This is a genomic window from Kitasatospora herbaricolor (assembly GCF_030813695.1).
GTDB lineage: Bacteria > Actinomycetota > Actinomycetes > Streptomycetales > Streptomycetaceae > Kitasatospora > Kitasatospora herbaricolor.
Window position 1 is genome coordinate 3,462,691 of record NZ_JAUSVA010000002.1, and the last position, 25,975, is coordinate 3,488,665.

Below are 25,975 nucleotides of genomic sequence, written 5' to 3' on the forward strand. Positions count from 1 at the left end.
GGCGGCGAGCGCCGCCCGGCGCAGGACGGGGATGTCCAGCGCGGGGGCTGTCCCGCGCGGGACCTACAGCCGGCCGAGACGGGCGGCGTGCACGCCGGCCTGGAAGCGGCTCTCCGCTCCCAGGTCGGCGATCAGCTCCGCGACCAGCCGGCGGACGGTCCGCTCGGAGACCTCCAGCTTGCGGCTGATCGCGGCGTCGGTGAGCCCGGCGGCGAGCAGCCGCAGCACCTCCTGGTGGCGGCCGGCCGGCGCGGCGGGGGCGGCGCGGCTGCCGGTGAGGAGTTCGGGCGGGGTCCAGGCGCCGGCCCAGAAGTACTCGAAGAGTTGGCGGATCATCGCGACCAGCGCTGGTTCGCGGACCACGACGGCCGCGGCGGCCTGCGGCCCGGGGGCCTCGGCCGGTTCGGCCCCGGGCGCGTGGGCCGGGCCGGGCGTCCGGACCGAGCCGGGGGCGGGCAGGATCGCCACCCGGGCGTCGACGCCGATCAGCCAGAGCGGGAGGGTGTGGGCGACCCGGATCTGGGCGCCCGCCGCGGTGAGTTCCCGCAGGTGGGCGAGGACGGTGGGGCGGCGCAGGGCGGCGGCCGGGTAGACGGTGCGCATCGCCACGCCGTGCGCGAGGGCGAGGCGTTCGCGGGCGAGTTTGCCGGCCAGGGCCGGCTCGGAGGCGTCCTGCCCGGGCCGGAGCGAGAGCGCCTCGGTGCGGGCGCCGCGGGCGGCGTCCTCCAGCAGGGCGGCGATCCGGTCGGCGCCCCGGACGAGTTCGAGCGGGTGCTCGGCGCGGTGGCGTTCCTGCACGGGCAGGTAGCCGTCGTGCAGCCGCTCGACGGTGTCCCGGGTACGGCGGACGGCGTCGAACAGGGCGCCGATCTGCTGGTCCGCGTCGAGCAGCAGCTGGCGGACGGCGGTGTCGACGGAGACCGTGGCGTGCCCGCCGGTGTCGGCGGCGGTGGGCTGGAGCAGTCCGAGCGCGCGCAGTTCGGCGGTGGCGGCGGCCAGTCGCGCGCCGTCCCAACCGGGGTCGGGAGCGCCGGGCGGGCGGCCGGGGTCGGTGAGCAGGCGGGCGTAGAGCCGGACGGCGTCGCTGTCGGCGGGCGTCTGCGCGTGCTCGGTGCGCTCCATCGGCGCAGCCTAGTGAGGCGCGGGCGGGCCGGGCCGGGATTTCCGAGGGGCGAGACGGACGCCGGTTCCGCTCCCGGCCACGACCTGTTCCGGCCGCGCCGGGGAGGCTGACCCGGCCGGCCGCGGTGGCCACCATGGTGCGCATGGCTCTTCCCGAAGCTTCGACGATCTGGTTGGACGGCGCGCTGGTGCCCTGGCACGAGGCGCGGACCCATGTGCTGACGCACGGCCTGCACTACGGCACGGGGGTGCTGGAGGGCACCCGGGTGTTCGCGACCGCGGACGGCCCGGCGGTGTTCCGGCTGCCGGAGCACCTGCGCCGGCTGGAGCGCAGCGCCCATATGCTGCGCATGCAACTCCCCTACAGTGCGGATGACTTGACGAAGGCCACGGCGGAGCTGGTCCGGGCCAACGGCCACCAGTCCTGCTACCTGAGGCACTTCGCGTTCCTGGGGTACGGCTCGATGGGGATCGACATGCGGCATTCACCGGTCACGGTGTCGATCGCGGGCTGGGAATGGCAGGGCCAACTCCCGGGCTCGGACGCCGGGATCACCCTGAAGACCAGCAGCTGGCGGCGGAACGACCCGAACGCGGTGCCGCCCGCCGCGAAGGCCACCGGCCCCTATCTGAACTCGGTGCTGGCCCGCCGGGAGGCGAACGACGCGGGTTACGACGAGGCGCTGCTGCTGGGCCCGGACGGCTCGGTGAGCGAGTGCACCGGGGAGAACGTGTTCGCCGTCCGTGACGGGGTGCTGCGCACGCCGCCGGCCAGCGCGGGCGCGCTGGAGGGCATCACCCAGGACACCGTGCTGACGCTGGCCCGCGATCTGGGCCTGCCCGTCCGGGTGGAGAGCCTGCTGCGCTCGGACCTGTACGCGGCGGACGAGCTGTTCGTCTGCGGGACGGCGGCCGGGGTGGTCGCGGTCCGCTCGCTGGACGACCGCGAGCTGCCGGCCGCGCCCGGGCCGGTCACCGACCGGCTGCGGGAGGCGTACCTGGCCGCGGTCTCGGGCGCCGACCCGCGCTACCGGCACTGGCTCACCTGGGTGGAGTGACCGCTCGCCGGACCGCCCGGCCGGGCCGCTGGGGCGGCGGAGCCGGGCGGACGGCCGCTCACGCGGTGCCGTCGGCGCCGGACGACGGCGAAGGCGGCGATGCCGACGCCGATCAGGAGCGCGGCGATGCCCGCGAAGAGACCGGTGCGGCTGCCGTCGGCGCCGGTGGCGGCCAGCCGGTCGGCCGATGCCGGGGCGGGCGTGGACGCGGCGGGCGTGGACGGGGACGCGGTCGGGGACCCGGTCCGCCCGGGCCGACGAAAGGCCGTGTCCGGGCAGCACGGAACAAGCCCGATGAGTGTGGCGCGAAGACGGCCGGCCCCACGGGCCCGGCGACTGTGCGCGGCCGGCGTGCCGCTCACTCACCAGGACGTGCGGGGGCCGCGGGGGGATCCGGAGGGATCTTCGGGGTTCCGGGAAAGGGACTGCGAGCGGTCAGATCTCGTAGACCGCGCCGGACCGGGCGATCTCGACGGGCCCGGCGTAGGCGGCGACGGCGTCCTTGCGGTTGCGTTCGGCGTCGGTCCACGGCGGGATGTGGGTGAGGACGAGGCGCCGGGCGCCGGCCGCGGTGGCGTGCTCGCCGGCCTCGCGGCCGTTGAGGTGGACGGCCTGGTAGGTGTCCCGCCCGTCGGTGTAGGCGGCCTCGCAGAGGAAGAGGTCGCTGTCGCGGGCGAGGTCGACGAGGTCGGCGCACTCGCCGGTGTCGCCGGAGTAGACCAGCGAGCGGCCCTGGTGCTCGACGCGGAAGGCGTAGGCCTCGACGGGGTGGTTGACCTGGGCGACGGTGATCCGCAGCGGGCCGAGGTCGAAGCTGCCGGGGCTCAGCGTGCGGAAGTCGAAGACCTCGCGCATGCCGGGCTCCTCGGGCATGTCGTAGGCGCGGGCGAGGCGCTCGGCGGTACCGGCCGGCCCGTACACGGGGAGGAGTTCGGGGCAGCCTTCGGCCCGGTAGTTGCGGGCGACCCAGTAGGCGCAGAGGTCGATGCAGTGGTCGGCGTGCAGGTGGCTGAGCAGTACGGCGTCGACGTCGTACAGGCCGCAGTAGTGCTGCAGGGCGCCGAGGGCGCCGTTGCCGAGGTCGAGCACGACGCGGTAGCCGTCGGCCTCCACGAGGTAGCTGGAGCACGGCGATTCGGTGGACGGGAAGCTTCCCGAGCACCCCACCACGGTCAGTTTCATACCGAGCCCCTCCGCCCCGACACGTCCTGGCTGCTGTTGGTCATGGCTGTCCGGGCCCGGTCGTCCGTCGGGCCCGTCGCTACCCGTCGGTACACCGGTCGGTAGCACTGCGTTCGCGTGTCGAGAGTAAGGGCGCAGAGGCACTTTGCCCCCGTCTCCGTGCCGGGCTGTGGCTGGAATCACCAGAACGCTGCGGGACGGGGGCGGTGGCGGGCGGCGCGCGCGGCCCCCGGCGCGCCGGGGGCGGGGGCGCACGGGGGACTGAGCGGGCGGGGCCGCGGAGGCCGGCGGTCGGGGCCGCGGAGGCCGGCGGTCGGGGTGGTCGGCCGGGTCGGGGCGGGGCCGGTCAGCGGTGGCGCGGCCGGCTGCGGGCCCAGGCCCTGATGGTGTCGGCGTGCCAGCGGGGGTGCCCCGCGGTGTCGTGCGAGTCGGGCTCGGGCAGCAGCCCGTGCCGGCGGTAGTTGCGGACGGTCTCGGGCTGGACGCTGATGTGGCGGGCGATCTCGGCGTACGACCAGAGGTCGGCGCTGTGCGCGGTCATGGGGCCACCTTCGGGCGGGGAGCTCCGAGGCCGGCCTCGGCTGCGGGTCCAGCCTTTCCGTCCGGCGGGTCGACTTCGCCGTGGATCGGACGCGGTGACTGTTTTGTGACGAATCAGGGGCAGAGAACGGATAAATGCCCAAGTGTCACGGCGGTCACCGTGGTGGGGGGAGTTCCGGGCCCCGGCCCGGCCGGGTACGGTCGGGCGGATGAACGGGTACTGGGTGTGAACGCGTACTGGGTGGTCGGGGCGGCGGCCGTGGCGCTGGCCGTGCTGGTGGGGGTGCTGGCGCGCAGGTCCCGGCGGGGCCCGGGGCCGGGACGCCCGCCGCGGGGCGGGTCCGGGCCCGCACGGGGCGGGTCGGGCGGGCGCCCGGCGCCGCGGGAGATCTGGTGGGCCGAGGTGCCGTTCGAGGACGGTCCGGGGGCCAAGGACCGGCCGTGCCTGGTCCTGCGGGTGAACCGCCGGACGGCGACCGTCGCGAAGATCACCAGCAAGCACCACGCGGAGCGTCCGGGGGTGCTGGCGCTGCCGCCCGGCGCGGTGGGCGACGCCCGGGGCCGGACCAGCTGGCTGGAGACGGACGAGCTGCGCGAGGTGCCGCTGGCCGCCTTCCGCCGCCGGGTCGGCCCGCTCGACGAGCGGACCTGGGCGCGGGCCCGGCGCGGCGCCTGACCGGTCGGGCGCGCCGGACGTCCCCGGCCCGCCGAGCGGGGCCGCGCGCCGGGGTGGCTCCCCCGCCCTGCGGCGGCGGACCGGGCGCGTGACCCGTCAGGCCCAGAGCTGGCCCTGCAGGGCCTCGACCGCGTCCTCGGTGCTCCCGGCGGTGTAGATGCCGGTGGAGAGGTACTTCCAGCCGCCGTCCGCGACCACGAAGACCACGTCCGCGCGCTCGCCGGCCGCCGCGGCCTTGCGGGCCACGCCGACCGCCGCGTGCAGGATCGCGCCGGTGGAGACGCCCGCGAAGATGCCCTCCTCCTGCAGGAGCTCCCGGGTGCGGCGGACGGCGTCCGCCGAGCCCACGCTGAAGCGGGTGGTGAGCACCTCGGCGTCGTACAGCTCGGGGACGAAGCCCTCGTCGAGGTTGCGCAGCCCGTAGACCAGGTCGTCGTAGCGCGGCTCGGCGGCGACGATCTGCACGCCGGGGACCTTCTCGCGCAGGAACCGGCCCACGCCCATCAGGGTGCCGGTGGTGCCGAGACCCGCCACGAAGTGGGTGACGGTCGGCAGGTCGGCGAGGATCTCGGGGCCGGTGGTGGCGTAGTGCGCGCCCGCGTTGTCGGGGTTGCCGTACTGGTAGAGCATCACCCAGTCGGGGTGCTCGGCGGAGATCTCCTTGGCGATCCGCACCGCGGTGTTGGAACCGCCGGCGGCGGGCGAGCCGATGATCTCGGCGCCCCACATCCGCAGCAGTTCGCGGCGCTCCTCGCTGGTGTTCTCGGGCATCACGCAGACCATCCGGTAGCCCTTGAGCTTGGCGGCCATGGCGAGCGAGATGCCGGTGTTGCCGCTGGTCGGCTCCAGGATCGTGCAGCCGGGCGTGAGCAGCCCGGCCGCCTCGGCGCGCTCGATCATGTGCAGGGCCGGGCGGTCCTTGATGGAGCCGGTGGGGTTGCGGTCCTCCAGCTTGGCCCAGAGCGAGACCTGGCCGGCCTCGTTCCCGGGGACGGCGGCCGAGAGCCGGGGCAGCCGCACCAGCGGGGTGTTGCCGACGGCTTCGAGCGGGCTGTCGTAACGCAAGGGAGCCTCCGGCGGCGGGCGGTGCGGCGTGGGTGAGGGTGGTGGAGCGCGGCGGCCCGTCCGCCGGTGCCGGCGGACGGGCCCGGGAGCTCGGTCAGCGGGCGCCGCCAGCCACGGCGGGGAGGATGGTGACGCTGTCGCCGTCGGCGACGGCGGTGGAGATGCCCTCCAGGAAGCGGACGTCCTCGTCGTTCAGGTACACGTTCACGAAGCGGCGCAGGTCGCCGCCCTCCAGCAGCCGGGTGGCGATGCCGGGGTGGCGGGCGTCGAGGTCCGCGATGAGCTCGCCGAGGTTGGCGCCGGAGCCTTCGACGGACTTGGCCCCGTCGGTGTAGGTACGGAGGATGGTCGGGATGCGGACCTCGATGGCCATGAGTGCGCTCCTGTGCAGGTCGGGATGGGTGGGCCGCAGGGGCGCGGCAGGGCGTGGCCCCGGGCGTCGGTGCCGGGCGGCAGGCCGGGGCGGGCGGCTCAGCGGGAGCCGGCGGACGTACCGGGACAGATCGCGCTGGCGAGCCGGCACAGGTCGACGTGCAGGCGCGCCACGAGGCGGGTGCCCGGTGCCTGAGTGCTCACATCGACGGAACGCATGGGCTCATCGTATAGATTCCCGGGCCCGCTCCGACATTCCCGTCTCGCGATCCGGATGTTTCCGTATCTCCTGATGAGATTCGGGTGAACGGCGGGGGTGCGGCCCGGGCACGTGAAGGCCCGCCGGGCGCTGGTGGGCGCCCGGCGGGCCGGAATCCAGGTGGGTGCGGTCAGGGCTGGTGAGCCTCGACGACCTGGACGTCTTCCTCCGTGATCTCCCCGTCCACGATCCGGTACGAGCGGAACTGGAACGGGTCGTCGGGCCCGGTTCCCTCGGCGGTGGAGACGAGCACGTAGTGCGCGTGCGGCTCGGAGGCGAGCGAGACGTCGGTGCGCGAGGGGTAGGCCTCGGTGGCGGTGTGCGAGTGGTAGACCACCACCGGCTCCTCGTCCCGGTCGTCCATGTCGCGGTAGAGCTTGAGGAGGTCGCCGGAGTCGAACTCGTAGAACGTCGGCGAGCGCGCCGCGTTGAGCATCGGGATGAACCGCTCGGGCCGGCCGGTGCCGGCCGGTCCGGCGATGACGCCGCAGGCCTCGTCCGGGTGGTCGGCCCGGGCGTGGGCGACGATCGCGTCGTGCAGTTCGCGGGTGATGGTCAGCATGCGGTCAGGATAGCCAGCGCGCCCCGGGCCCGGACTCAGCGTCCGCCGCCGGCGTGCAGGTGGTCGTGCGGCACCCCGTGGACCGCCTCCGGCCTGCGGCGCTTGAGCACCTGGTAGCCGATCACCAGGAAGGCGGCCCAGGCGGGGAAGACGTACAGCGAGATCCGGCTGTCCTCGTCGAAGGCGATCAGGACGACCACCAGGACCAGGAAGGCCAGCGCGGCCCAGCTGGACCAGACGCCGGTCGGCGCCTTGAAGCCGGGCTCCGGCAGGTGGCGCTTCTGCCAGGCGGTTCGGTAGCGGATCTGGCAGATCAGGATCATCGCCCAGGTCCACAGCCCGCAGACGGTGGCGACCGAGGTGATGTACTCGAACGCCTTGGCGGGGACCTGGTAGTTGAGCACCACGCCCAGGCCCATCAGGAGGGTGGAGGCGGTGATCGCCGCCGCCGGGGTGCGCCGCCCGTTCAGCGTGCCCATCCGGCGGGGCGCCTGGCCGCGCAGGGCGAGGTCGCGCAGCATCCGGCCGGTGGAGTACATCCCGGAGTTGCAGGAGGAGAGCGCCGCGGTGAGCACCACGAAGTTGATGATGCCGGCCGCCGCCGGGATGCCGATCTTGCCGAAGGCGGCGACGAACGGGCTGACGCCGGGCTGGAACTCGGTCCACGGCACCACGCACAGGATGACCGTCAGGGCCCCGATGTAGAACAGGCCGATCCGCCAGGGCAGGGTGTTGATGGCGCGCGGCAGGGTCTTCTGCGGGTCCTCGCTCTCGCCCGCCGTGACGCCGACCAGCTCGACGCCCAGGTAGGCGAACATGACGATCTGAAGGGTCATCACGGTGGCGCCGATCCCCTTGGGGAAGAAGCCGCCGTCCTGCCACAGGTTGGTGATCGACGCGGTGTCACCCGCGTCGCTGAAGCCCAGTGTGAGGACACCGATGCCGATCAGGATCATGCCGATGATGGCCGTCACCTTGACCATCGAGAACCAGAACTCGATCTCGCCGAACAGCTTCACCGAGATCAGGTTGGCCGCGTAGAGCAGCAGCAGGAAGACCAGCGCGCTGCACCACTGCGGGATCCCCGGCTCCCAGAACCGCACGTAGACGGCGGCGGCGGTGGTCTCGGCCATGCCGGTGACGACCCAGAACAGCCAGTAGGTCCAGCCGGTGACGTAGCCCGCGAACGGGCCGAGGAACTCCCGGGCGTACTCGGCGAAACTGCCCGACACCGGGCGGTAGGTGAGCAGTTCGCCGAGCGCGCGCATGATCACGAAGATCACCACGCCCGCGACCGCGTACGACAGGATCAGGCTGGGCCCCGCCTTGGAGATCGCGGTGCCGGCGCCCAGGAAGAGGCCGGTGCCGATCGCCCCGCCGATCGCGATCATCTGGATCTGCCGGCTGCCCAGGCCGCGGGCGTAGCCCTCTTCGTCCGGTCGGGGGTCCGACACCTCGTCGTAGATCTGCTCGGCCATGGTGCACCGTCCTGCTCTCGTGGGGTGGAGCAGTCGTACCACGCGATGCCCGGATACCGGTGCGCATCTGAGCGATATTTGAGCATGTCACGTCAGCGTTTCGCCTGGTTCGCCCGACAATGCGACGACCCCCTGTCCACGATTCGGACAGAGGGTCGGCAGGTCGCGGACGGGCCGCCGGACGGCCGGACGGGCAGCCGGACGGCATCCGGCGCCGCCGGACGGCGGGTCAGTCGGCCATCGCCTCCAGCAGCGACTCCTGCATGCCACCGAGCCAGAGGTACGCCATCACCAGCGGCTTGCGCTCGTCGCTGTCGGGCAGCCGGTAGAGGCCCTGCTCGTCCTCCTCGGTGATCTCCAGCCGGGCCGCCAGGGTGAGCCGCAGGTCGTTCAGCGCGCCCAGCCAGTGCAGGCAGTCCGGCGCCGCCAGCTTCAGCACGCCGCCCTCGCCGCCGAGCCCGTCCAGGGCCCGCACCACGTGCAGCGCGTTGTCGCGCTTGCGGGCCCGCAGGTCGAGTTCGGTGTAGCGGCGGAACTCCGCGGCCGCCTCCCGGGTGCCGGCGTCGGCGGGCGCCCCGGGCTCGCCGTACGCGTCGGGGAAGAGCCGGGCGAGCGCCGGGTCGCTGGGGGCCTCGCTCGGGCCCTCGGCGAACAGGGCCGCCAGCGGGTCGTCACTGCCCTCCCCCGGCCCCGGCCCGACCAGCTCCAGCATCTGCACTTCCAGCGAGCGCAGGATGGAGGCCTCCAGCTCGTCCAGCGCGATCGCCGCGCCACCGCCGCCGGCACTCTCGAACAACCCAGCCATCTGTATCGGTCAGCCCGTCTCGTCGTCTGCTCGGTAGCACCGGTGCGCCCGCGTCCGGCCCGCTCACGCGGGCCGCGCCGGGTCGTCAGTCGTGCTGAAGGGTGGCCCACAGGCCGTAGCCGTGCATCGCCTGGACGTCGCGCTCCATCTCCTCGCGGGACCCGCTGGAGACCACCGACCGGCCCTTGGTGTGCACCTCCATCATGAGCTTCCTGGCCTTGTCCTTCGGGTAGCCGAAGTAGGCCTGGAAGACGTACTGGACGTAGCTCATCAGGTTGACCGGGTCGTTGTGGACGATCGTCACCCACGGTGTGTCCGGCTCCACCACCGGCAGGCCTTCGACCTCCGGGCGCTCGATCTCGACGGGCGCGACACTCACCGCTGGCTCTCCTCCTCGCACGCTTCCCACATGCTCTTTCGCTCCCCATGCTGCCATCCGGGGGACCCGTGGGCGATTCCGACCCGGGATCGCCGGGAGGAACCGGACAGACCCTGCCGGAAGGGGTCGACGCGGCCGGGCGGGACAGGCTCCGCGGCAACGGGGACGGGGCGCCGGACGGGCGGCCGCGGCGGCCGGGAACCGGCGCCGGAGCGGGCGGCGGGTGACGGGCGCACGAACTTTCGAAGCTCGCCGAAACATCCCGGCAGAGAAATCGTCAAACTGACGCTAAGTGGTAGTAGCATCCTCCCCATGGACGCCACTTCCCGCGCGGCCGGCTCGACCGCGCTGCTCACCGACCGCTACGAGCTCACCATGCTGCAGGCCGCCCTGCGCAGCGGAGCCGCGCACCGCCGCTCCGTGTTCGAGGTGTTCACCCGCCGCCTCCCCAACGGCCGCCGCTACGGCGTGACGGCCGGCACCGGCCGGGTGCTGGACGCGGTGGAGAACTTCCGCTTCACCACCCCGCAGCTCGACTGGCTGGCCGACCAGGGCGTGGTCGACGAGGACACCCTGCGCTACCTGGCCGACTACCGCTTCACCGGCGACATCCACGGCTACCCCGAGGGCGAGGTGTACTTCCCCGGCTCGCCGCTGCTCACCGTCGAGGGCAGCTTCGCCGAGGCGGTGATCCTGGAGACGGTCGTCCTGTCGATCCTCAACTTCGACTCGGCCGTCGCGGCCGCCGCCTCCCGGATGACCTCGGCCGCCGGCGGGCGCCCCTGCATCGAGATGGGCGCCCGGCGGGCCCACGAGAGCGCCGCCGTGGCCGCCGCCCGGGCCGCCTACGTGGCCGGCTTCACCGCCACCTCCGACCTGGAGGCCGGCTTCACCCACGGCATCCCCACCACCGGGACGGCCGCGCACGCCTTCACCCTGCTGCACGACACCGAGCGGGACGCCTTCACCGCGCAGATCGACTCGATGGGCCGCGGCACCACCCTGCTGGTCGACACCTACGACCTGAAGGAGGCCGTCCGCACCGCCGTGGAGGTGGCCGGCCCGGAGCTCGGCGCCGTCCGGATCGACTCCGGCGACCTGACCCTGCTCGCCCACCGGGTCCGCCGCCAGCTGGACGACCTCGGCGCCCGCAAGACCCGGATCATCGTCACCTCCGACCTGGACGAGTACGCCATCGCCGCGCTCGCCGCCGCCCCCGTCGACGGGTACGGGGTGGGCACCAGCCTGGTCACCGGCAGCGGCCACCCGACCTGCGCCATGGTCTACAAGCTGGTCGCCAGGGAGAGCGTCCCCGGCGGGCCGCTGGTGCCGGTCGCCAAGCGCTCGGCCGGCGCCAAGAGCAGCGTCGGCGGCCGCAAGTGGGCCGCCCGGCGGCCCGACGCGGACGGCGTCGCCGAGGCCGAGGTGATCGGCACCGGTCCCGTCCCCGAGGAGTTGGCCGGCCACCTGCTGCAGGTCCCGCTGGTCCTGAACGGCGAGAGCGTGGGCCGCGAGCCGCTGGTGGCGGCCCGCGAGCGGCACCTCCGGTCGCTCGCCGCCCTGCCGCTGTCCGCGACCCAGCTGTCGAAGGGCGAGCCGGTCCTGGCGACCGAGCGGACCGCCTGACCGGGTGCCGGACGGCCGGTCCGGCCCCGGGGGCGCCCCGGCCGGGCGGAGCGAGCCGGGGCGCACGCGCCCCGCGGCACTTCCGCCCGCGCACGTCACTCCCTAGAGTTGCCAGCACCCAGCCCCACCACTTACCTGCCCCACCACCTTCACAACCGAGGATGCGACCCATGCACCGGGCACTGATCGTCGTCGACGTGCAGAACGACTTCTGCGAGGGCGGCAGCCTGGCCGTCGCCGGAGGCGCCGAGGTGGCCGCCGCGATCACCGACCTGATCGCCGAGTCGTCCCCCGCCTACCGCCACATCGTGGCCACCCGGGACCACCACATCGACCCGGGAGCGCACTTCTCCGCCGAGCCCGACTACGTCGACAGCTGGCCCGTGCACTGCGTCGCGGGCACCGAGGGCGTGGGCTTCCACCCCAACTTCGCCCCCTCCGTCACCTCCGGCGCGATCGAGGCGGTCTTCGACAAGGGCGCCTACTCGGCGGCCTACAGCGGGTTCGAGGGCCTCGACGAGAACAACCTGGGAGCGGCCGAGTGGCTGCGGGAGCGCCAGGTCACCGAGGTGGACGTGGTCGGCATCGCCACCGACCACTGCGTCCGGGCGACGGCGCTGGACGCGGCCCGGGCCGGGTTCACCACCCGCGTCCTGCTGGACCTCACGGCGGGCGTGGCGCCGGACACCACCGCCGCCGCGCTGGAGGAACTGCGGGCCGCGGGGGTCGTGCTGGTCGGCACCCCGGTGGTGGGCGGGTAGCCCCACCCCGGCCGTGGGCGGGTCGCCATGGACGGGGGACGGGGGGCCGGAGGCCCGGACGGTGCGCCGCGGACCGCACGGCAACGAACCGGGCACGAAAGGCCGTTCGGGAGGGTCCGGACACGGGCAGGCCGGGTTCGGCAGCCCGGACGGGACGGACGGGAGGAGCCGAGCCGGGTGCGGCGCGCCGGAAGGGACGCGCCGGCGGGTGCCGACAGTCGGCCCGTGGCCGGCGGACGGGCGGTCAGCGCTCGGCGGCCAGCAGCTCCACCAGGTCGGTCCCGCCCAGCGCGACGGCCTCCCGCAGCTCCGCACCGACCGCCTCGGGCTCCGCCGTCAGCCGCCGCCCCGACACCTGCACCACCCGCACCCCCACGTACTCCAGCCGGTGCCGGCCCCCGCGCGCCCAGGCCGACTCCCCCGCGCTGACGCAGCGCAGCTCCGGGTCGATCTCCAACGCGACTCCGGCCTTCGGCCAGTACAGGTCCGGGACGGCGATGAAGGTCCCGCCGCGCATCCGCAGCTCGGGGCCGGCCAGCGGGACGGGCAGCAGCCAGTCGTCGACCAGCCGGAGTGCCAGCTCGATCGCCGACTCCCGGGCCTCGGTGAGCAGTTCGTCCAGGGCGGCCCTGATCCGGGCCTCGCCCAGCAGGTCGGCCTCGATCAGCTCGGAGAGCAGCTCGGCGATCGTGCAGCGGGCCTCGGGCAGTGCCACCGCCTCGCGCAGCACCGCCCGGACCGGCTGGGCGCCACCCGCCGCGCCGCCCGCGTCGGTCCACTCCCGGAGCGCGTCCGCGACCGCCCTGGCGACCGGCGCGCAGGCCAGCCCGTGCACCGAGTGCGACTCCAACTCCCGTGCCGTGCGGCGGATCCGCACCTCACCCGCGTCCTTCAGGCGGCGCTGGCGCGGCACCAGCACCTCCACCCCGGTGAGGGCCGGCAGCCGCGGGACGGCGGTGAACCCGTACAGTGCGAGGGCGGCCGCGCCGGTGATCACCGCGCCGTCCCGGCGCCCGTCCTCGCGACCGTTCTGCGCGGCGTAGAGCAACGCCGCCCAGATCCGCTGCTCGGGGGTCGGCTCGCCGTCCTGGAGCAGGTAGACCCTGGGCAGCAGCCGCTGCCAGGGGCCGCCCCGGCGGCAGTGTTCACTGATCACCCGGGACGGCACGCCCCGGGCCCGCAGCTGGCCGGCGGTGATGACATTCTGCTGACGCTTCGCCAGCTCTTCCAGAGACGGCGGCGGCGAAGGAATCTGGTAGCTCATGCCGACACCATCCCCAACAGCCCGTCCGGCCATCGGTTGCCTGACGCACTGTTACCCAACCGTCGCGAAACCGGGACCGGTCTGCGCTAAAGTCCCCATACCCTCACTCGTTCGGAGTAATCGGCGGCCTTAAGGTTGTCATCGTGGGCGGGCCCGGCATCCTCTCTCCGGCCGCCCGACGCCGCCTCCGGCGAGCTGCCAGGCCCGCCGGAACGGTCGGCCCGGACCACAGACCAGGGCGTTTGACCGTGGGTGACCAGGACCATACGCCGAAGCCCTCACGGGAGTCACTCCCGTCCGTAAGATTGCCTACCCTTACTCCATGTCACGTGACGAGACCTCCGGCCTTCGCGCGGCCCTGCTGCGCCTCGGCCGTCTCCCTGGATACGTCCGCCAGCCCGACCTCGCACGCCGCAGCGGCGAACAGGGTCATACGTACAAGAAGGGCTGGGAGGTCCGCTTCACCGCCCGGACCGAGGACGAGATAGCCGAGATCCGGGACCTGGTGGTCGCGGCCGGATTCGCTCCCGCCCGACCGTTCTTCAAAGGGCACCAGCTGATCCAGCCGGTGTACGGCATGGCGGTCGTCCAGGCCTACCTCGCCGCCAGGCAGACCGTCGAGGAGAACGCCGCCCGGGCCGCCCGGGGCAGACGAGCGGACGGCACGCCCGAGGCCGGCTCCGACACCGCGAGAGCGGACGGATCGAGAGCCGGCACCCCGAGAGCCGGCACCGCGAGCACCCGCAGCGCGAGCACCCGCAGCGCGGGCACCCGGAACGCCGGCACCGACAGCGCCGGCACCGACAGCGCGGGCACCGACAGCGCGGGCACCGACGGCACCCGGAGTGACACCGCCCGGACCGCGGCGGCCGCGAGCGCCGCGGCCGCCGCCGGTGCTGCCGCGGCCGGTGCTGCCGCGGCCGCCTCGGCTGCTGCGGCGGCCTCGGCTGCTGCGGCGGCGAGTGCGACGGCCTCCGCCGCCTCCGCCGAACGGGCCCGGCGCCGCGCGGTCGAGGGCTTCCCGGCCCAGGTCGAGCGCACCACCGCGGCCGACCGGATGGACTGCTCCGACCGGGCCCGGAAGACCGGCCCGGCCGGCTCCGCCCCGCAGGGCGCCGGACGCACCGCCGGGGACCGCACCGACCGCACGGCAACCGACCGCACCGGAGCCGATCGCGCCGCCAAGGACCGGCCCACCCCGGGCCGGTCCGGAACGGGCGCCCGGGTCGGCGCGGCCGAAGCCGGGCTCAGCTGCTGAGAGCACGCCCCCGCGAGGCGCCGGAGAGCCGCCCGGCGCCGTCGGGGCCACCGCGGGCGCGGTCGGCTCCCGGCGGGCCGCCATCGGGCCGCCAGGGCCCCACCCTGGCGCACGAAGGGCTTTGACCTACCGTCAGGACCGTTCAGGTGGGCGGCTCGTGGTCGATGTGCACGGTGACCCCGAGCAACCGGGGCACCGCCCCCACCACGGCCCGCTCGGCCGCCTCCGCGATCCGGTGCGCGGCCACCACCGAGAGCGTGCCGTCCACCACCACCTCGGCCTCGGCGCGCAGCACGTGGCCGATCCAGCGCATGCGCAGGGCGCCCACGCCGCGCACGCCGTCCACCGCGCGCAGCGCGCGTTCGGCGGCGTCGACCAGCGCCGGGTCGACCGCGTCCATCAGGCGGCGGCCGATCTCGCGGACCGAGCCGCGCAGCACCGCCAGGATCGCCACCGTGATCAGCAGTCCGACCAGCGGGTCCGCCCACGGCAGCCCGAGCCCGGCGCCCGCCGCGCCGGCCAGCACCGCGAGCGAGGTCAGTCCGTCGGCGCGGGCGTGCAGGCCGTCCGCGACCAGCGCCGCCGAGCCGATCCGGCGGCCGGTGCGGATCCGGTAGCGGGCCACCCACTCGTTGCCCAGGCAGCCGGCCAGCCCGGCGCCCGCCACCGCCCAGAGATGGGTCACCGACTGCGGGTGCAGCAGCCGATCGAAGGCCGTGACGGCGGCGAAGACGGCGGAGGCCGCGACCGTCAGCACGATCACCACGCCCGCCAGGTCCTCCGCCCGCCCGTACCCGTACGTGTAACGGCGGTCGGCCGCGCGCCGGCCGAGCAGGAAGGCGATGCCCAGGGGCACGGCGGTGAGCGCGTCGGCCAGATTGTGGACGGTGTCCCCGAGCAGCGCCACCGAACCGGACATCAGCACGATGGCGCCCTGCGCGAGCGCCGTCAGCCCGAGCACCAGCAGCGAGACCCGGAGTGTGCGCAGCCCCTCCGCGGAGGACTCCAGGGCGGCGTCGACCTTGTCGGCCGCCTCGTGGGAGTGCGGGCGCAGCAGGTGGCCCAACCGGTGCCGCAGCCGCCCCTGCGCCGCGGGGTGCCCGCGCTGGTGATCGTCGCCGTGATCGTGGCCGTGGCCGTGGCCGTGGCCGTGACTGTGGCCGTGATCACGGGCGCCGTGCGCGTGCCGTTCCGGACGAGGATCCGCACGCGATTCCGGGCGAGGATCCGAGGACGGCTTCGAGGACGGCTTCGAGTGCGGATTCGAGTGCGGATGAGGATGCGCGTGGACCTCCATATGGCTTACGGTGGCACATCAACTCCCTTGCAGCTACTGCCGTCCTACACCCTCCGACCAGGTGCGAGACCCATGCAACTGGGTCTGCCGCGCCCCTGCGCACCGGTTCGCACGGACGGCCCGGCACCGGTCGTCCGGTGACCGGGGGCCCGGGGGCCGGACGCACCGGCCGGCGGGCCCCGATCCGGCGGGCACCCGGCCGCCCGGGGCCGCCCGGCCGGCGCCCCGCCGCAGCCGCCGTCGATCACGTTCCGGGTATCCAATCCGATTGGTTACCCTGAGCACCGACCGATTCCCGTAGAGTGAGCACGGAAGATCCCCCCAGCCGCACATCTCCCTTGCCGAGAGGCAGAGATGACCACTCGTCACCCCCGCCCTGCGGGGCCCCCGGAGGAGCCGGGCACCTCGCGTGCCCGGCCCCCGGAACCTGCCATGCCCGTGGAGTACGCGGCCTTCTGCGAACTGCACCGTCCGCGCTACCTGAGCTACGCCCGGGTGTGGCTGCCCGACGCCGACGAGGCGGCGGACAGCGTCCAGGAGGCGCTCTGCGAGGTCGCGGTGCACTGGCGTGACCTGCTGGTCAGCCGGAACCCCACCGCCGAGGCCTGGCACATCCTGCGCAGCACCGTCGCCGCGCGGCTACGGGCCGAGACCTCGGCCGCCCCCGAGCCGCGCGGGTCCGGTCCGGCCGACGAGGACCTGGCGATCCTGCACTACGTGGTCGGGCTGGCCGCCCCGGAGATCGCGGACGTGGTCGGCTCGGACACCGCCAACGTGGCGGGCCGGCTGCGCCGCGCCCTGCTGCACGAGCCGGCCGACTGGTGACCGACGTCACCGCGTGGCGCCGGGAGCTCCGGCATGCTCCGGGGAAGGATCGTCCCGGCCGGTGAGCCCGCTCCGGCCGCCGAGCCGGAGGTGTGTCCATGACCGACGAGCCACCCGCCGGCCGGCCTGTCGGGCCGCCTGTCGGGCCGGCGCCGACCGCCGGACCGGCCGGCGCGGAGCCCTCGCGGCGGCCTTCCCGCGCCCGCACGGCCGAGCTGGCCGGCCGGCAGGCCGCCGCCTGCGACCGGCTCGGCTCGCCGCTCTACGGCGCCCTGCTCCGCCGGGTCGCCGAGGACGTCTCGGCCGGCGGCCCCTGCGCGGAGGCCCTGGCCGGGTACGAGGAGGCTTCCGATGCGGACGCCGTTCCGCTGCGGTTGCTCGGCGGCGTCCACGCGCTGGTCCTGACCGGTCGCGCGCCGGGGCTCGCGAAGCACTACCCGAGCGCGGGCGGCAGCTTCGATCCCCTGCGACCGGACGCCGGCTGGCCGGCCTTCCGCGTCACCGTCAAGGACCAGCTGCCCTGGGTGCGGGACTGGGTGACCCGACCCCCGCAGACCAACGAGGTCGGCCGGGCGGTCCTGCTGGTCACCGGCCTGCTCCGGGTCCTCCCGGCCGGGCTCCCCGTCCGGCTCTTCGAGCTGGGTGCCAGCGCCGGCCTCAACCTGCTCGCCGACCGCTTCCGGTACACCGCCGGCTCCTTCGGCCACGGCCCGGACGACTCCCCCGTCGTGCTGCGGAACGCCTGGCAGGACGCCCCACCCGACTGGCTCCGGCAGGCCGCCGCGGCCACCCCCGCCCTCACCTTCGCCGAACGCCACGGCTGCGACCTCCGCCCGATCGACCCGGCCTCCCCCGAGGGCGCCCTCGCCCTGCGCGCCTACGTCTGGCCGGACCAGCCCGGGCGCACCGCCCGCCTGGCCGGCGCCCTGGCCCTGGCCGCCGAACGGCCCCCCGAGGTCCGGCCGATCGGCGCGGCGGCCTTCCTACGGGAGGTGAACGTGCAACCGGGCGCGCTCACCGTGGTCTGGCACTCGATCATGCGCCAGTACGTCCCGGAGGACGAATGGGCCCGTGTCGAGCAGGAGTTGACGCGGCTGGCGGAGGCGAGCAGCGCCGAGGCCCCGTTCGCGCACCTCGCCTTCGAACCGCTCCGCTCCGGCACCGGGGCCGGGCACCGCTTCGTCCTCACCGTGCGGGCGGGCGCGGGCGAGCCGGAGGTGCTGTCCGAAGCCCCGCCGCACGGCCTGCCCGCACGACCGTTCGAGGAGCGGCCGGAGTAGTCGCTCGCCCGGTGGCCGGCCCCGCCCCACCCCGCACGCCTGCGCCGGGCGTCAGGCGGCCGGCCCGCCCGTCACGTCGTACAGGTGGTGCACCGGATCGTGGATCAGGTAGCGCGAGAAGGTCTCGACCGTGAACCGCGCGCCGTCGCTGCGGTCCCCGGTCCGCTGCCACTGCTCACCGGCGACCCGGTCGAAGGCGCCCGCCAGGATCTCGGCCGCCTCGGCCAGCTCCGCGGCCACCGTCTTCGGGTCCTGCTCCCCGTACCGCTCGGCGAGCGCCGTCTCGTCCTGGTCCCAGTTGGGGAAGAGCGGGCCGTCCTGGTCGAGCATCAGGTTCAGCCGGACGTGGAACAGCCGGAAGACGTCCCGCACGTGGCAGGCGTACTCCAGGGCCGACCACACGTCGGGCCGGGGCCGGCGGCGCAGCCCGTCCTCCTCCGCGTCGAGCACGGCCAGCCAGGACACCGCGTTGGCGCGCACCAGACCGGCCACCTCCTCGCGGACGACCGACGGGGTGTCCAACCCGCAGTCGGGGCAGGAGCGCTCCAGGACCCAGGTCCAGTCCTTGTCGTCCGGCGTGATCGCGTCGGCGGGGGCAGCCGTCCCTCCGTGGACGGGAGCGGCGACGGCGGCGGCGTTCTCAGCAGTGGTCATGCGTCCCATGGTGGCGGGCCCTGCGGTCACCTCACCAGCGGCCATCCCGCCACGGAGCGCCGAAATGCCGCCAGCGGGCCGGCCGTGAACGCCCCGGCCGAAAACCACTGGTCGGGGGCGTGAGCGGGAGCCATGCTGGCGGCATGCTCATTCGCGAAGCCGACGCCGCCGACTGGCCGCAGATCTGGCCCTTCCTACACACGATCGTCGCCGCCGGTGACACCTTCACCTGGGACCGCGACATCACCGAGGCGGACGCCCGCGCGATGTGGATGAAGGAGGCCCCCGGCCGGACCTTCGTCGCGGTGGACGAGGACGGCACCGTCCTCGGCACCGCCGAGACCCACCGCAACCAGATGGGCGGCGGCTCGCACGTCGCCAACGCCGGCTTCATGGTCGACCCCCGCCACACGGGCCGGGGAGTCGCCCGGGCCCTGTGCGCCCACGTCCTGGAGCAGGCTCGCGCCGACGGGTATCGCTCGATGCAGTTCAACGCCGTCGTCGAGACCAACCACCGCGCGGTGGCACTCTGGCAGTCCCTCGGCTTCGAGGTGCTGACCACCGTCCCCGAAGCCTTCCGGCACCCCGACAAGGGGTACGTCGGGCTCCTCGTGATGTACCGGAAGCTCTGACCCCGGCAGGACGGCATTTCGTTCGTTTCCAGGAGCGGGCTTCCCCGCCCGGGGCAGGCGCCCCGGGCGGTCGCCAGGGGCGGTCGCCAGGGGCGGTCGCCCGGGGAGGTCGCCCGGGGAGGTCGCCCGGGGAGGTCGCCCGGGGAGGTCACCCCGGGGAGGTCACCCCGGGTCAGAGCAAGGCACCGATCCGGAGCGCCAGTTCGTCCATCCGATCTTCCGGGACCGGCTGCTCCGCCCCGAGCAGTCCGAACACCCTGGGGCCGCGCAGCTCCACCGGGTGGTCATCGGCGCGCGGCACGATGTGGAAGTGGACGTGGGCGAAGCCCTCCGCCTCCGCGAACTGCGCGACGTACGTCTTCGCGCACCCGGTCACGGCGCCCAGCGCACGCGACAGCCGGACCTGCCAGCTCCCCAGCGCGGCCGCCTCCGCGTCGGTCAGCTCCCCGATCGTGGTGACATGACGGCGCGGCAGCAGCACCAGCCAGCCCGGCAGCGCACTCCCCACGGCGTGCGCCACCCGCCAGTGCTCGTCCACCGCGATCCGCTCACGCGGCGGGAGGCCGGCGAACCCGGCCTCCCGCTCACAGCTGTAACAGTCCATTCCCGGAGGCTAGTTCACCTGCCTCGCGGGCCGGGGGCGAATGCGTCAGCTGCCGCTCCCCTGCACCGCGCAGAGCGCGCTCACCGAGCTCGACCCCGAGCCGCCCGGCAGCACCCAGCCGAGCAGGCTCGCACAGACTGCCGCCTCCTGAGGATTCTTGGGCCCGGTCGACCCCTCCGCCCGCGCCGGAGCAGCCAGCATCACCGCCGCCACGGCGGCGACCAGAACCAGAGCGAGCAGAGAGGCGAAGGCGGACGCGGATACGGGGAGAAGGCGAAGCTGGGGTCTGAACATGACGGAGCCCTTCCGATAGTCGATGGAGAACCATCACTATCGGAAGGGCCCTGTACTGCTCCGGCCATTCGCCTGACCGTGGGCGCGTCAGCGGTACGGCTGCCCCGACGGCGGAACGGGCGGCCCGGACGGCGGAGCCGGCGGCCCCTGCGGGTACCCGTACGGCTGCTGCGGCGCACCCCCGTAGGGCGCCTGCGGGGCCTCCCCGTACGGCGGGCCCTGCCCGTAGGGCACCGGGGCCGGCGGCGGGGGCGGCCCGCTGCCACCGTTCTTCCGGCTGCGCACGATCAGGAAGGCGACACCCACCACGACGAGCAGCCCGAGGGCGCCGGCCAGGACATAGACGTAGACCGGTGCGCCGGACCCGTCCTCGGCCTTCGGGGTCTGGGCATCACCCGTCGGAACAGGATCGGGCGAGCCCGGAGACCCTTGCGACTCCGGACGGGACAGCAGCGGGTTCTCCTTCGGCCCGTTGTCCACCTCAGGATTGGCGGCCAAGGCCTTCGACGGCGAAGCGATCCCGTACCCGTAGTGGTCGTTGGGCACCGCCGAGCCGTCCGGCGGAGCCACCGCACTCTTGATGATCCGGTTGATCACCTGCCCGGCCGAGAGGTTCGGGTACTTGGAACGGACCAGGGCGGCGATGGCGGAGACGTAGGCGGTGGAGTCGGAAGTGCCGTTCGCGGTGCGGTAGGCGGAGGTGGACTTGCTGTCCGCCGAATAGATCTCAACGCCGGGAGCTACGACTGTGGTCTCGGGACCATAGCTCGACTTCTCCCACATCTGACCATTCTGGTCGACGGCGCCGACGGCGATCACACCGGGAAAGGCAGCCGGATAGGCAACGGGAGTGGCGTGATTTCCTAGATTCCCCGTACTTGCCACCAGTACGACATCCTTGGAAAGCGCATAGCTGAGAGCCTCGCGGGCCCGTGCATTTGTTCGCACGCCACCACCGAAGGACATGTTGACCACGTTTGCCCCGTGATCAACGGCATAGCGAAGAGCCTCCGCGAAGTGGTCCTCACTGGGAACGAAGTCACCATCACCTGAGAGCTTGATGCGCACCGGCAGAATCCTGGCCTTGGGCGCGAGCCCCATCACACCAGCCTGATCACCGTGGCCATGGCCAGCAATCAGGCTAGCCAGCCCGGTACCGTGTCCCTCCGTGTCGGTCCGGCCATCGCCCTGCCCGCTCGAATAGTCCACACCTGGAACGACCTGGCCGGTCAAATCCTGATGGTCAGCTGAAACGCCGGTGTCAATCACGGCGACGGTGACGCCGTCCCCCTGGCTGATGGGCCAGACCTTGCTCTCCGCCTCATATTTGGCCAGGGCCCATTGTCCGGCGCGGATGTTGTCAGCGCTAGCGGGCCCCGCTGCCATACCCCAGAGCAAAGCACCTGCAGCTAGCGCGGCCATGCCGCGAACCGGTCGGCTGGTCGTCAAGCCTGGTCACCCCACTCAAGCGAAGCGCTCGTCCCGCAGATCAAGATCTGCGGGACGAGCGGTCAGATCGGACTGTCCTCAGGCGGACAGGGAATCATTCCACCACGTTCGGATTGCTGTGCTGGCCCGACACCCAAGTCTCCTCATCCTCGACGAGGTAGTCCGGGCGCTTGCCACCCTTGTCCCGGTCCTTCTTGCGGCGCTGCGCGTCGCTGAGCGGCATGCCCTGACCCTGGGCACCCTTGCCACCCTGCGGGCCCGAGGCGTGCCCCGCCTGCAGACGGGCACGTGCCCCCAGGCCGGACCCGCCCTCAGTGAAGGCCTTGCGACCGGGACCGGCCCCCATCCCGTTGGCCTCACCAGCGACGCCACCAGCACGGCGCGCGGCGCTTGCGCCACCGCGACCGCCAGCAGCACCAGCACGGCCGCCGCCGAACCCGCCCTCGTTCATTCCGCCGGCACCGAAGGCGCTGCCCCCGCGGGCGGCCCCAGATCCGGTACCACCACGGCCGAATTCCTTGCCGGCAGCACCGGCTTTGTTCTGGCCGCCGGAGAGGCTTCCCGTCCCGCCGCCCTGCGACTTGTTACCGGTTCCGAGTCCGCCGAGGCCTCCCTGGGGCACGCCACCACCGAGGCCGCCCGAACCGGCGTGGCCGGTTCCGGTCGCGCCTCCTCCGGTGCCCCCGAGATTCGACGAACCGGCGCCCGACCCGGCGGGGGACGGCGCCAGGACGGCACCGTCGATTCCGGTGCCAGGACCGACGTTGGCCGGTGTCGGCGGCTTGGGAAGGGGCTGCGCGGAGCCACCCCTGATGGCCGGGTCCACAGGTGCAGGGGCGGCGTTTGCCTTGGGTGCCTTGGGGGTTGAGGCGACACTGCTGCCACCGGGCCTGGACTGCGAGGACCGGCTGCCGCTCCCACCAGTCCCGGAACTGCCGGAACCCACCGTTCCCAGACCGGCCCCGGTGATCAATCCCACGATTGCCGCCCCCGTGGGATCCCCAGGAGCAAGAATCTCACCCGACTCGTCGAATCGATCCCGAGGCGATTTCAGCACCGGCGTGGCCGCCCGGTACTTCATCGCGAGGGTCTGCATCACCGCGACGGCCTGGGCCTTCTTCTCGTCGGTGACGGTGGTCTTGGTGTCCTCGTCGTCACCGCCGAAGGTCGCCGAGACCGTGTCGCCGAAGCCGTCGGTGAACTGGTCCCAGAGGCCAGGCTCCTCGGGCATGGTCTTCTTGGCCTGGTCGATGGCCTGGGCCATGTGCTTGAGGGTCTCGGCGGCGTCCTGGGCGTAGGAGGCGGTGTTGTTGATGTTGTTGGCGAGCTTCGTCATCTTCGAGTAGAAGGCGTCGCTGGACGACCCCTCCCAGTCGAGGGCGGCCTCGCCGGAGGTGGACTGGAGGGAGGTGTGGATCGCCTTGAGGGTCTCGGCGGCCCGCCGCCAGGGGTCGCTGGCGCTCATCACCTCGCCCGAGTTCATGGCTTGCACCATGCCTCGGAGCGAGCCGTGGCTGTAGCTGTTGAAGTCGGTGAAACTCATGATCGGGCGTCTCCCGTCCCGCTCGCACGGCCGGCCTGCGGCTGGATCTCAGTCATCATGGTGCGGCCCCTCACCATCCGGGCTGGGCCGGCTGGCCCGGGCGGCCGGCGGCGGTGGTCCGGGGCTGGGTGGGGCTGACCGGCGGGGTGGAGGCCTGGGTCACCGCGGCGGTGCTCGCGGCGGACGGGTTGGCGACGGACCAGCCGTCCGAGCTGAGCTTGAGCTTCTGCGAGGTGGCGTGCTCCTGCTCCTCGTAGTTGACCGCGGTGAGTTCGGCCTTGCGGTGGGCGTCGTTCACCGCGTCCTGCAGCTGGTTCATGACGTCGCGCAGGCCGTCCCGCATGACTTCGTACTGCGCGTGGAGGTCCTGTGCCTCCGCGAACGTGCCGAACGCGTTCTTGCCGATGGCACTCTGGCCGTGCGTCTTGGTGCCGTCCGCGTACGCCTCGAACTCCGCGAGCAGCCGGCGTACCTGCGCGGCGAAAGCCTTCAGGTTGTCCACCTCAACGCGGTAGCCGCTTCCGGAGCCGCCGCTCGAACCTGTCCCCGTGCTCACGCCTCGTACCTCCCCCGTACATCCCGTGCATCCTGTGTGCCCCGCCGCCTTGCGGTCCGGTCGACGAACCTTCGGCGGGGCAGCTTTCAAGCCGTAACCCTTATGTCTAACACATGGCAACGACGGGCAGAACGGCCCCTCCGGCGTGGATTGCCGGAGCCTTCCTGACCTGCGGCTCCCGGACCCGGGTGCTCTCCGCCGTTCAGGCGGAGGCGCGCTGCAGGTCCGTCAGGGCGCGGCGGCAGAGCGAGTCGGCGCGGCGGGTGGTCTCGGGCTGGCGGTAGTCGCGGGCGAGGTGGAGGGTGCTCGCGGTGGCCTCGTCCAGGCCGATGCGGTGGCCGACCGAGACGAACACGGGCTTGACGCCGTTGCGGGTGCGGACCGCGCGGCCGACGACCTCCGCACCCTGGCCCTCGCCGGCCGGGACGTCCATGAGCGGGGCCCAGGAGCCGCGTTCGGGCCCCGGGGCGCTGCTGGTGAAGGTGAAGGGGGTCTTGGCCACGCCGTAGGTGCGCAGGCCGGTGAGGACACCGAGGTGGCTGGCGAGGCCGAGGCGGCGGGGATGGGCGAGGCCGTAGCCGTCGCAGACCACCAGGTCGGGCGTGCGGGTGAGGGCGGCCAGGGCGTCGAGCACGGCGGGGAGTTCGCGGAAGGCGAGCAGGCCGGGGATGTAGGGGAAGGCGATCCGGCCGACCGCGGTCGCCTCCTCGACGACCTCCAGGGTGCTGTGGTCGAGGAGGACGGCGGCGGCGACCACGAGGTCGCGTTCGTCGTCGTAGGCGACGTCGACGCCGGCCACGAGGTCGCCGTCGGCCGGGCCCGGGCCGTGCGGGTCCACCAGGGTTCGCAGGCGCTGCTGTTCGGCGAGGGCCTCGGCCTCGGTGGTCGGCCAGTCGGCGGGAATGGGCACGGGTCCCCCAGGCGGTGTCGGTGCGGATCGGACGCCGGAGCCGCGGAGCGGACGGGCGCCACGGGCCGAGCGGAGCAGGGCGGTCAGAACAGGCGGTCAGAACGGGCGGCCGGAGCGGGCGGGCGGAGCGGTACGTAGGGGGCGGTACGACGGGGTGCTGTGATCACCGTACCGAGGTCGGTTTTCGGCCGTCCGCTGGGGCGCACGACCATGTGATGAGCCTGTGCGCCCCCTGTGCCCCGCATATGCCGAGTTAGGGTGAACTTACCGAACTCCCAAGCTGGGTAGGCATTCTCCAGAAGGTGTTCCACCTCGCACAGCTCCACCGCCCGACCACTCCGCAGCCCCCGACGCGCGAAGGACCGACCGCCATGCCGCGCCCCACAGTCGCTCAGATCTGCACCGGCACCCTCACCGTCGTCGTCGCCACCGTGGCCCTGCTCAGCGTCTCGGGGGCCACCGGCGCCCTGGAGATCGCGGTCGTGGTGGCCGTGGCCCTGGCCCTCGGCACTCTCGCCACCGCGCTGTCCATGTCCGGCGGTCGCCGCCGGCCGGCCCCCGGGCCCGCCGCCGCGCAGCCCGCCGTTCCGACCGGGCCCGGCGTCCGGACCTCCTCCGCCACCCGCGAGTACGCGCGGCAGGGCTGAGCATCCGAGCGGAAGGGCGTGGGGGAGGCCACCGGTCCGGCGGCCTCCCCCACGCCCTGTCGCCCCTGTCCGCCCGGCGGCCCGACGACCCGGGCGAGGTCAGGCGGTGGAGACCACCACGGTCTTCGCCGACTTGTCGTGGATGCACTGGCGGTAGGGCTTGTCGAAGACGCCGAACAGTCCGTCGATCACCCACCAGAGCATCGCGCAGCAGACCACGGCGGGGACGATGAAGACGGCCGAGCGGGTCCAGGCGGCCGGCTTGGTGGGGATGTTGCCGTCGACCAGCATGGCGACGCGGACCTTCATGGCCTTCTTGCCGAGGGTCTGGCCGTCCCGGCTGAGCATGAGGCCCTCGTAGAGGAACCAGAGGACGCAGGCCAGCCAGAAGGCTCCGGTCGAGCCGCTGCGGTTGCCGAGGCTGGCGAAGGGCAGCACCAGCAGGATCGCGACGATCTGCACCAGCAGGTAGTCGATGACGCGGGCCAGGATCCGGTTCGGCCAGCTGCCCAGCGGCGGCATGCCGGGCACCGGGCCGGCGCCGGGCGCGCCCTGGGCGCCGGGGCCGTAGCCGGTGCCGTAGCCCTGGCCCGGCGGCGGCTGGTCGGAGGGGCCGCCTCCGTAGGTACCGCCGTAGGGGCCGGGCCGGTCGTACGGGCTCCCGGCGGGGGGCGGGGTCCCGTACGGGTCGCTGGGCGGGGGCGTCGGCGTGCCGTACGGGTCGGACGGCGCACCTGACGGCGTGCCGCCCGCTGGCGGGGGGTTCTTGTCGAACGAGGGCTTACCGCCCTCCTCCGGCTCGGGCCCTGAGGGGTCGTAGGTGCTCATGCCCCGAGTAGAACATCCATTTTCATGCATGCTCGGGACATTTAGTCCG

General features: G+C 73.7%; 28 protein-coding genes. 9 read left to right on the forward strand and 19 right to left on the reverse strand.

The genetic code is table 11. The annotated features are described in order from the left end of the window. Positions 1-63: 63 nt before the first annotated feature. Positions 64-1,122: a helix-turn-helix transcriptional regulator gene (locus tag J2S46_RS15465; RefSeq protein WP_191290070.1), complete on the reverse strand. Its 1,059-nt coding sequence runs from the start codon at positions 1,120-1,122 to the stop codon at positions 64-66. A gap of 143 nt (positions 1,123-1,265) precedes the next feature. On the opposite strand from J2S46_RS15465, the gene J2S46_RS15470 reads away from it, so the two are divergent. Beyond that, positions 1,266-2,180, forward strand: coding sequence for a branched-chain amino acid transaminase (locus J2S46_RS15470; RefSeq protein WP_191290071.1), 915 nt, complete (start codon positions 1,266-1,268; stop codon positions 2,178-2,180). Between the two features lie 435 nt (positions 2,181-2,615). Here the strand turns inward: J2S46_RS15470 and J2S46_RS15475 are convergent, their stop codons facing one another. Together J2S46_RS15475 and J2S46_RS15480 are read right to left on the reverse strand one after the other, a co-directional pair. Continuing rightward, positions 2,616-3,362, reverse strand: a complete 747-nt coding sequence (locus tag J2S46_RS15475; RefSeq protein WP_191290072.1) for an MBL fold metallo-hydrolase — start codon at positions 3,360-3,362, stop codon at positions 2,616-2,618. Between the two features lie 346 nt (positions 3,363-3,708). Beyond that, positions 3,709-3,903: a helix-turn-helix transcriptional regulator gene (locus tag J2S46_RS15480; RefSeq protein ID WP_191290073.1), complete on the reverse strand. Its 195-nt coding sequence runs from the start codon at positions 3,901-3,903 to the stop codon at positions 3,709-3,711. A 225-nt stretch (positions 3,904-4,128) separates the two neighbouring features. Between J2S46_RS15480 and J2S46_RS15485 the strand changes: the two genes are divergently transcribed. Further along, positions 4,129-4,578 (forward strand): type II toxin-antitoxin system PemK/MazF family toxin, encoded by a 450-nt coding sequence (locus J2S46_RS15485; protein ID WP_229912717.1) that lies wholly within the window; start codon positions 4,129-4,131, stop codon positions 4,576-4,578. Positions 4,579-4,674: 96 nt separating this feature from the next. Here the strand turns inward: J2S46_RS15485 and J2S46_RS15490 are convergent, their stop codons facing one another. The 7 genes from J2S46_RS15490 to clpS form a co-directional block, all read right to left on the reverse strand. Next, positions 4,675-5,643, reverse strand: a complete 969-nt coding sequence (locus J2S46_RS15490; protein ID WP_191290074.1) for a PLP-dependent cysteine synthase family protein — start codon at positions 5,641-5,643, stop codon at positions 4,675-4,677. A 94-nt stretch (positions 5,644-5,737) separates the two neighbouring features. Next, a complete protein-coding gene (locus tag J2S46_RS15495) occupies positions 5,738-6,016 on the reverse strand; it encodes a MoaD/ThiS family protein (protein ID WP_190211342.1) in 279 nt (92 codons plus the stop codon). A 98-nt stretch (positions 6,017-6,114) separates the two neighbouring features. Continuing rightward, positions 6,115-6,234 (reverse strand): putative leader peptide, encoded by a 120-nt coding sequence (locus J2S46_RS40855; protein ID WP_329495163.1) that lies wholly within the window; start codon positions 6,232-6,234, stop codon positions 6,115-6,117. Positions 6,235-6,404: 170 nt separating this feature from the next. After that, a complete protein-coding gene (locus tag J2S46_RS15500) occupies positions 6,405-6,836 on the reverse strand; it encodes a M67 family metallopeptidase (protein WP_191290075.1) in 432 nt (143 codons plus the stop codon). A gap of 35 nt (positions 6,837-6,871) precedes the next feature. Then, entirely contained in the window at positions 6,872-8,314 is a 1,443-nt protein-coding gene (locus J2S46_RS15505) for an amino acid permease (RefSeq protein WP_191290076.1), read from the reverse strand. Between the two features lie 229 nt (positions 8,315-8,543). Further along, entirely contained in the window at positions 8,544-9,119 is a 576-nt protein-coding gene (locus J2S46_RS15510; protein ID WP_191290077.1) for a DUF2017 domain-containing protein, read from the reverse strand. 85 nt (positions 9,120-9,204) lie between these two features. Beyond that, positions 9,205-9,498 (reverse strand): ATP-dependent Clp protease adapter ClpS, encoded by a 294-nt coding sequence (gene clpS / locus J2S46_RS15515; RefSeq protein ID WP_073923055.1) that lies wholly within the window; start codon positions 9,496-9,498, stop codon positions 9,205-9,207. A gap of 312 nt (positions 9,499-9,810) precedes the next feature. Here clpS and J2S46_RS15520 point away from each other — a divergent pair, with 312 nt between their 5' ends. Together J2S46_RS15520 and J2S46_RS15525 are read left to right on the forward strand one after the other, a co-directional pair. Further along, the gene (locus J2S46_RS15520; RefSeq protein ID WP_191290078.1) at positions 9,811-11,124 is read left to right on the forward strand and encodes a nicotinate phosphoribosyltransferase; all 1,314 of its coding nucleotides are present in this window, start codon (positions 9,811-9,813) and stop codon (positions 11,122-11,124) included. Between the two features lie 170 nt (positions 11,125-11,294). Beyond that, on the forward strand, positions 11,295-11,885 hold the full coding sequence (locus tag J2S46_RS15525; protein WP_191290079.1) for an isochorismatase family protein: 591 nt from the start codon (positions 11,295-11,297) through the stop codon (positions 11,883-11,885). A 244-nt stretch (positions 11,886-12,129) separates the two neighbouring features. Here J2S46_RS15525 and J2S46_RS15530 read toward each other — a convergent pair whose 3' ends face one another. Then, positions 12,130-13,149, reverse strand: coding sequence for an eIF2B alpha/beta/delta subunit family protein (locus J2S46_RS15530; RefSeq protein WP_191290080.1), 1,020 nt, complete (start codon positions 13,147-13,149; stop codon positions 12,130-12,132). Positions 13,150-13,471: 322 nt separating this feature from the next. Here J2S46_RS15530 and J2S46_RS15535 point away from each other — a divergent pair, with 322 nt between their 5' ends. Next, on the forward strand, positions 13,472-14,407 hold the full coding sequence (locus J2S46_RS15535; RefSeq protein ID WP_191290081.1) for a hypothetical protein: 936 nt from the start codon (positions 13,472-13,474) through the stop codon (positions 14,405-14,407). A 142-nt stretch (positions 14,408-14,549) separates the two neighbouring features. Here the strand turns inward: J2S46_RS15535 and J2S46_RS15540 are convergent, their stop codons facing one another. Continuing rightward, positions 14,550-15,704 (reverse strand): cation diffusion facilitator family transporter, encoded by a 1,155-nt coding sequence (locus tag J2S46_RS15540; RefSeq protein ID WP_191290082.1) that lies wholly within the window; start codon positions 15,702-15,704, stop codon positions 14,550-14,552. A gap of 432 nt (positions 15,705-16,136) precedes the next feature. Here J2S46_RS15540 and J2S46_RS15545 point away from each other — a divergent pair, with 432 nt between their 5' ends. Both J2S46_RS15545 and J2S46_RS15550 read left to right on the forward strand, forming a co-directional pair. Beyond that, positions 16,137-16,529, forward strand: a complete 393-nt coding sequence (locus J2S46_RS15545; RefSeq protein WP_190214857.1) for an RNA polymerase sigma factor — start codon at positions 16,137-16,139, stop codon at positions 16,527-16,529. A gap of 98 nt (positions 16,530-16,627) precedes the next feature. Continuing rightward, the gene (locus tag J2S46_RS15550) at positions 16,628-17,809 is read left to right on the forward strand and encodes a DUF2332 domain-containing protein (protein WP_191290083.1); all 1,182 of its coding nucleotides are present in this window, start codon (positions 16,628-16,630) and stop codon (positions 17,807-17,809) included. 51 nt (positions 17,810-17,860) lie between these two features. Here J2S46_RS15550 and J2S46_RS15555 read toward each other — a convergent pair whose 3' ends face one another. Next, on the reverse strand, positions 17,861-18,463 hold the full coding sequence (locus tag J2S46_RS15555; RefSeq protein ID WP_191290084.1) for a DinB family protein: 603 nt from the start codon (positions 18,461-18,463) through the stop codon (positions 17,861-17,863). Between the two features lie 143 nt (positions 18,464-18,606). Here J2S46_RS15555 and J2S46_RS15560 point away from each other — a divergent pair, with 143 nt between their 5' ends. Continuing rightward, positions 18,607-19,095 (forward strand): GNAT family N-acetyltransferase, encoded by a 489-nt coding sequence (locus J2S46_RS15560; protein WP_191290085.1) that lies wholly within the window; start codon positions 18,607-18,609, stop codon positions 19,093-19,095. A 172-nt stretch (positions 19,096-19,267) separates the two neighbouring features. Here the strand turns inward: J2S46_RS15560 and J2S46_RS15565 are convergent, their stop codons facing one another. The 5 genes from J2S46_RS15565 to J2S46_RS15585 all read right to left on the reverse strand — a co-directional run bounded on the left by J2S46_RS15565 (position 19,268) and on the right by J2S46_RS15585 (position 24,451). After that, the gene (locus J2S46_RS15565) at positions 19,268-19,699 is read right to left on the reverse strand and encodes an HIT family protein (RefSeq protein ID WP_191290086.1); all 432 of its coding nucleotides are present in this window, start codon (positions 19,697-19,699) and stop codon (positions 19,268-19,270) included. 381 nt (positions 19,700-20,080) lie between these two features. After that, entirely contained in the window at positions 20,081-21,379 is a 1,299-nt protein-coding gene (mycP, locus tag J2S46_RS15570) for a type VII secretion-associated serine protease mycosin (RefSeq protein ID WP_191290087.1), read from the reverse strand. A gap of 157 nt (positions 21,380-21,536) precedes the next feature. Then, positions 21,537-22,985, reverse strand: a complete 1,449-nt coding sequence (locus J2S46_RS15575; RefSeq protein ID WP_191290088.1) for a WXG100 family type VII secretion target — start codon at positions 22,983-22,985, stop codon at positions 21,537-21,539. Positions 22,986-23,055: 70 nt separating this feature from the next. Beyond that, a complete protein-coding gene (locus tag J2S46_RS15580) occupies positions 23,056-23,541 on the reverse strand; it encodes a DUF2563 family protein (RefSeq protein WP_191290089.1) in 486 nt (161 codons plus the stop codon). A 202-nt stretch (positions 23,542-23,743) separates the two neighbouring features. Then, the gene (locus J2S46_RS15585) at positions 23,744-24,451 is read right to left on the reverse strand and encodes an endonuclease V (protein WP_191290090.1); all 708 of its coding nucleotides are present in this window, start codon (positions 24,449-24,451) and stop codon (positions 23,744-23,746) included. 371 nt (positions 24,452-24,822) lie between these two features. On the opposite strand from J2S46_RS15585, the gene J2S46_RS15590 reads away from it, so the two are divergent. Further along, positions 24,823-25,098, forward strand: coding sequence for a hypothetical protein (locus J2S46_RS15590; RefSeq protein WP_191290091.1), 276 nt, complete (start codon positions 24,823-24,825; stop codon positions 25,096-25,098). Positions 25,099-25,197: 99 nt separating this feature from the next. On the opposite strand, the gene J2S46_RS15595 is transcribed toward J2S46_RS15590, so the two are convergent. Further along, a complete protein-coding gene (locus J2S46_RS15595) occupies positions 25,198-25,926 on the reverse strand; it encodes an RDD family protein (RefSeq protein ID WP_191290092.1) in 729 nt (242 codons plus the stop codon). Positions 25,927-25,975 lie beyond the last annotated feature (49 nt).

Coding starts and splice junctions, on each gene's coding strand:
- J2S46_RS15500 (WP_191290075.1), bottom strand. CDS start 6,836: ATGCTGACCATCACCCGCGAACTGCACGACGCGATCGTCGCCCACGCC.
- J2S46_RS15550 (WP_191290083.1), top strand. CDS start 16,628: ATGACCGACGAGCCACCCGCCGGCCGGCCTGTCGGGCCGCCTGTCGGG.
- J2S46_RS15530 (WP_191290080.1), bottom strand. CDS start 13,149: ATGAGCTACCAGATTCCTTCGCCGCCGCCGTCTCTGGAAGAGCTGGCG.
- J2S46_RS15555 (WP_191290084.1), bottom strand. CDS start 18,463: ATGACCACTGCTGAGAACGCCGCCGCCGTCGCCGCTCCCGTCCACGGA.
- J2S46_RS15540 (WP_191290082.1), bottom strand. CDS start 15,704: ATGGAGGTCCACGCGCATCCTCATCCGCACTCGAATCCGCACTCGAAG.
- J2S46_RS15505 (WP_191290076.1), bottom strand. CDS start 8,314: ATGGCCGAGCAGATCTACGACGAGGTGTCGGACCCCCGACCGGACGAA.
- J2S46_RS15565 (WP_191290086.1), bottom strand. CDS start 19,699: ATGGACTGTTACAGCTGTGAGCGGGAGGCCGGGTTCGCCGGCCTCCCG.
- J2S46_RS15545 (WP_190214857.1), top strand. CDS start 16,137: ATGCCCGTGGAGTACGCGGCCTTCTGCGAACTGCACCGTCCGCGCTAC.
- J2S46_RS40855 (WP_329495163.1), bottom strand. CDS start 6,234: ATGCGTTCCGTCGATGTGAGCACTCAGGCACCGGGCACCCGCCTCGTG.
- J2S46_RS15535 (WP_191290081.1), top strand. CDS start 13,472: ATGTCACGTGACGAGACCTCCGGCCTTCGCGCGGCCCTGCTGCGCCTC.
- J2S46_RS15465 (WP_191290070.1), bottom strand. CDS start 1,122: ATGGAGCGCACCGAGCACGCGCAGACGCCCGCCGACAGCGACGCCGTC.
- J2S46_RS15480 (WP_191290073.1), bottom strand. CDS start 3,903: ATGACCGCGCACAGCGCCGACCTCTGGTCGTACGCCGAGATCGCCCGC.
- J2S46_RS15520 (WP_191290078.1), top strand. CDS start 9,811: ATGGACGCCACTTCCCGCGCGGCCGGCTCGACCGCGCTGCTCACCGAC.
- J2S46_RS15590 (WP_191290091.1), top strand. CDS start 24,823: ATGCCGCGCCCCACAGTCGCTCAGATCTGCACCGGCACCCTCACCGTC.
- J2S46_RS15475 (WP_191290072.1), bottom strand. CDS start 3,362: ATGAAACTGACCGTGGTGGGGTGCTCGGGAAGCTTCCCGTCCACCGAA.
- J2S46_RS15495 (WP_190211342.1), bottom strand. CDS start 6,016: ATGGCCATCGAGGTCCGCATCCCGACCATCCTCCGTACCTACACCGAC.
- J2S46_RS15595 (WP_191290092.1), bottom strand. CDS start 25,926: ATGAGCACCTACGACCCCTCAGGGCCCGAGCCGGAGGAGGGCGGTAAG.
- J2S46_RS15560 (WP_191290085.1), top strand. CDS start 18,607: ATGCTCATTCGCGAAGCCGACGCCGCCGACTGGCCGCAGATCTGGCCC.
- J2S46_RS15470 (WP_191290071.1), top strand. CDS start 1,266: ATGGCTCTTCCCGAAGCTTCGACGATCTGGTTGGACGGCGCGCTGGTG.
- J2S46_RS15510 (WP_191290077.1), bottom strand. CDS start 9,119: ATGGCTGGGTTGTTCGAGAGTGCCGGCGGCGGTGGCGCGGCGATCGCG.
- J2S46_RS15575 (WP_191290088.1), bottom strand. CDS start 22,985: ATGAGTTTCACCGACTTCAACAGCTACAGCCACGGCTCGCTCCGAGGC.
- J2S46_RS15525 (WP_191290079.1), top strand. CDS start 11,295: ATGCACCGGGCACTGATCGTCGTCGACGTGCAGAACGACTTCTGCGAG.
- mycP (WP_191290087.1), bottom strand. CDS start 21,379: ATGGCAGCGGGGCCCGCTAGCGCTGACAACATCCGCGCCGGACAATGG.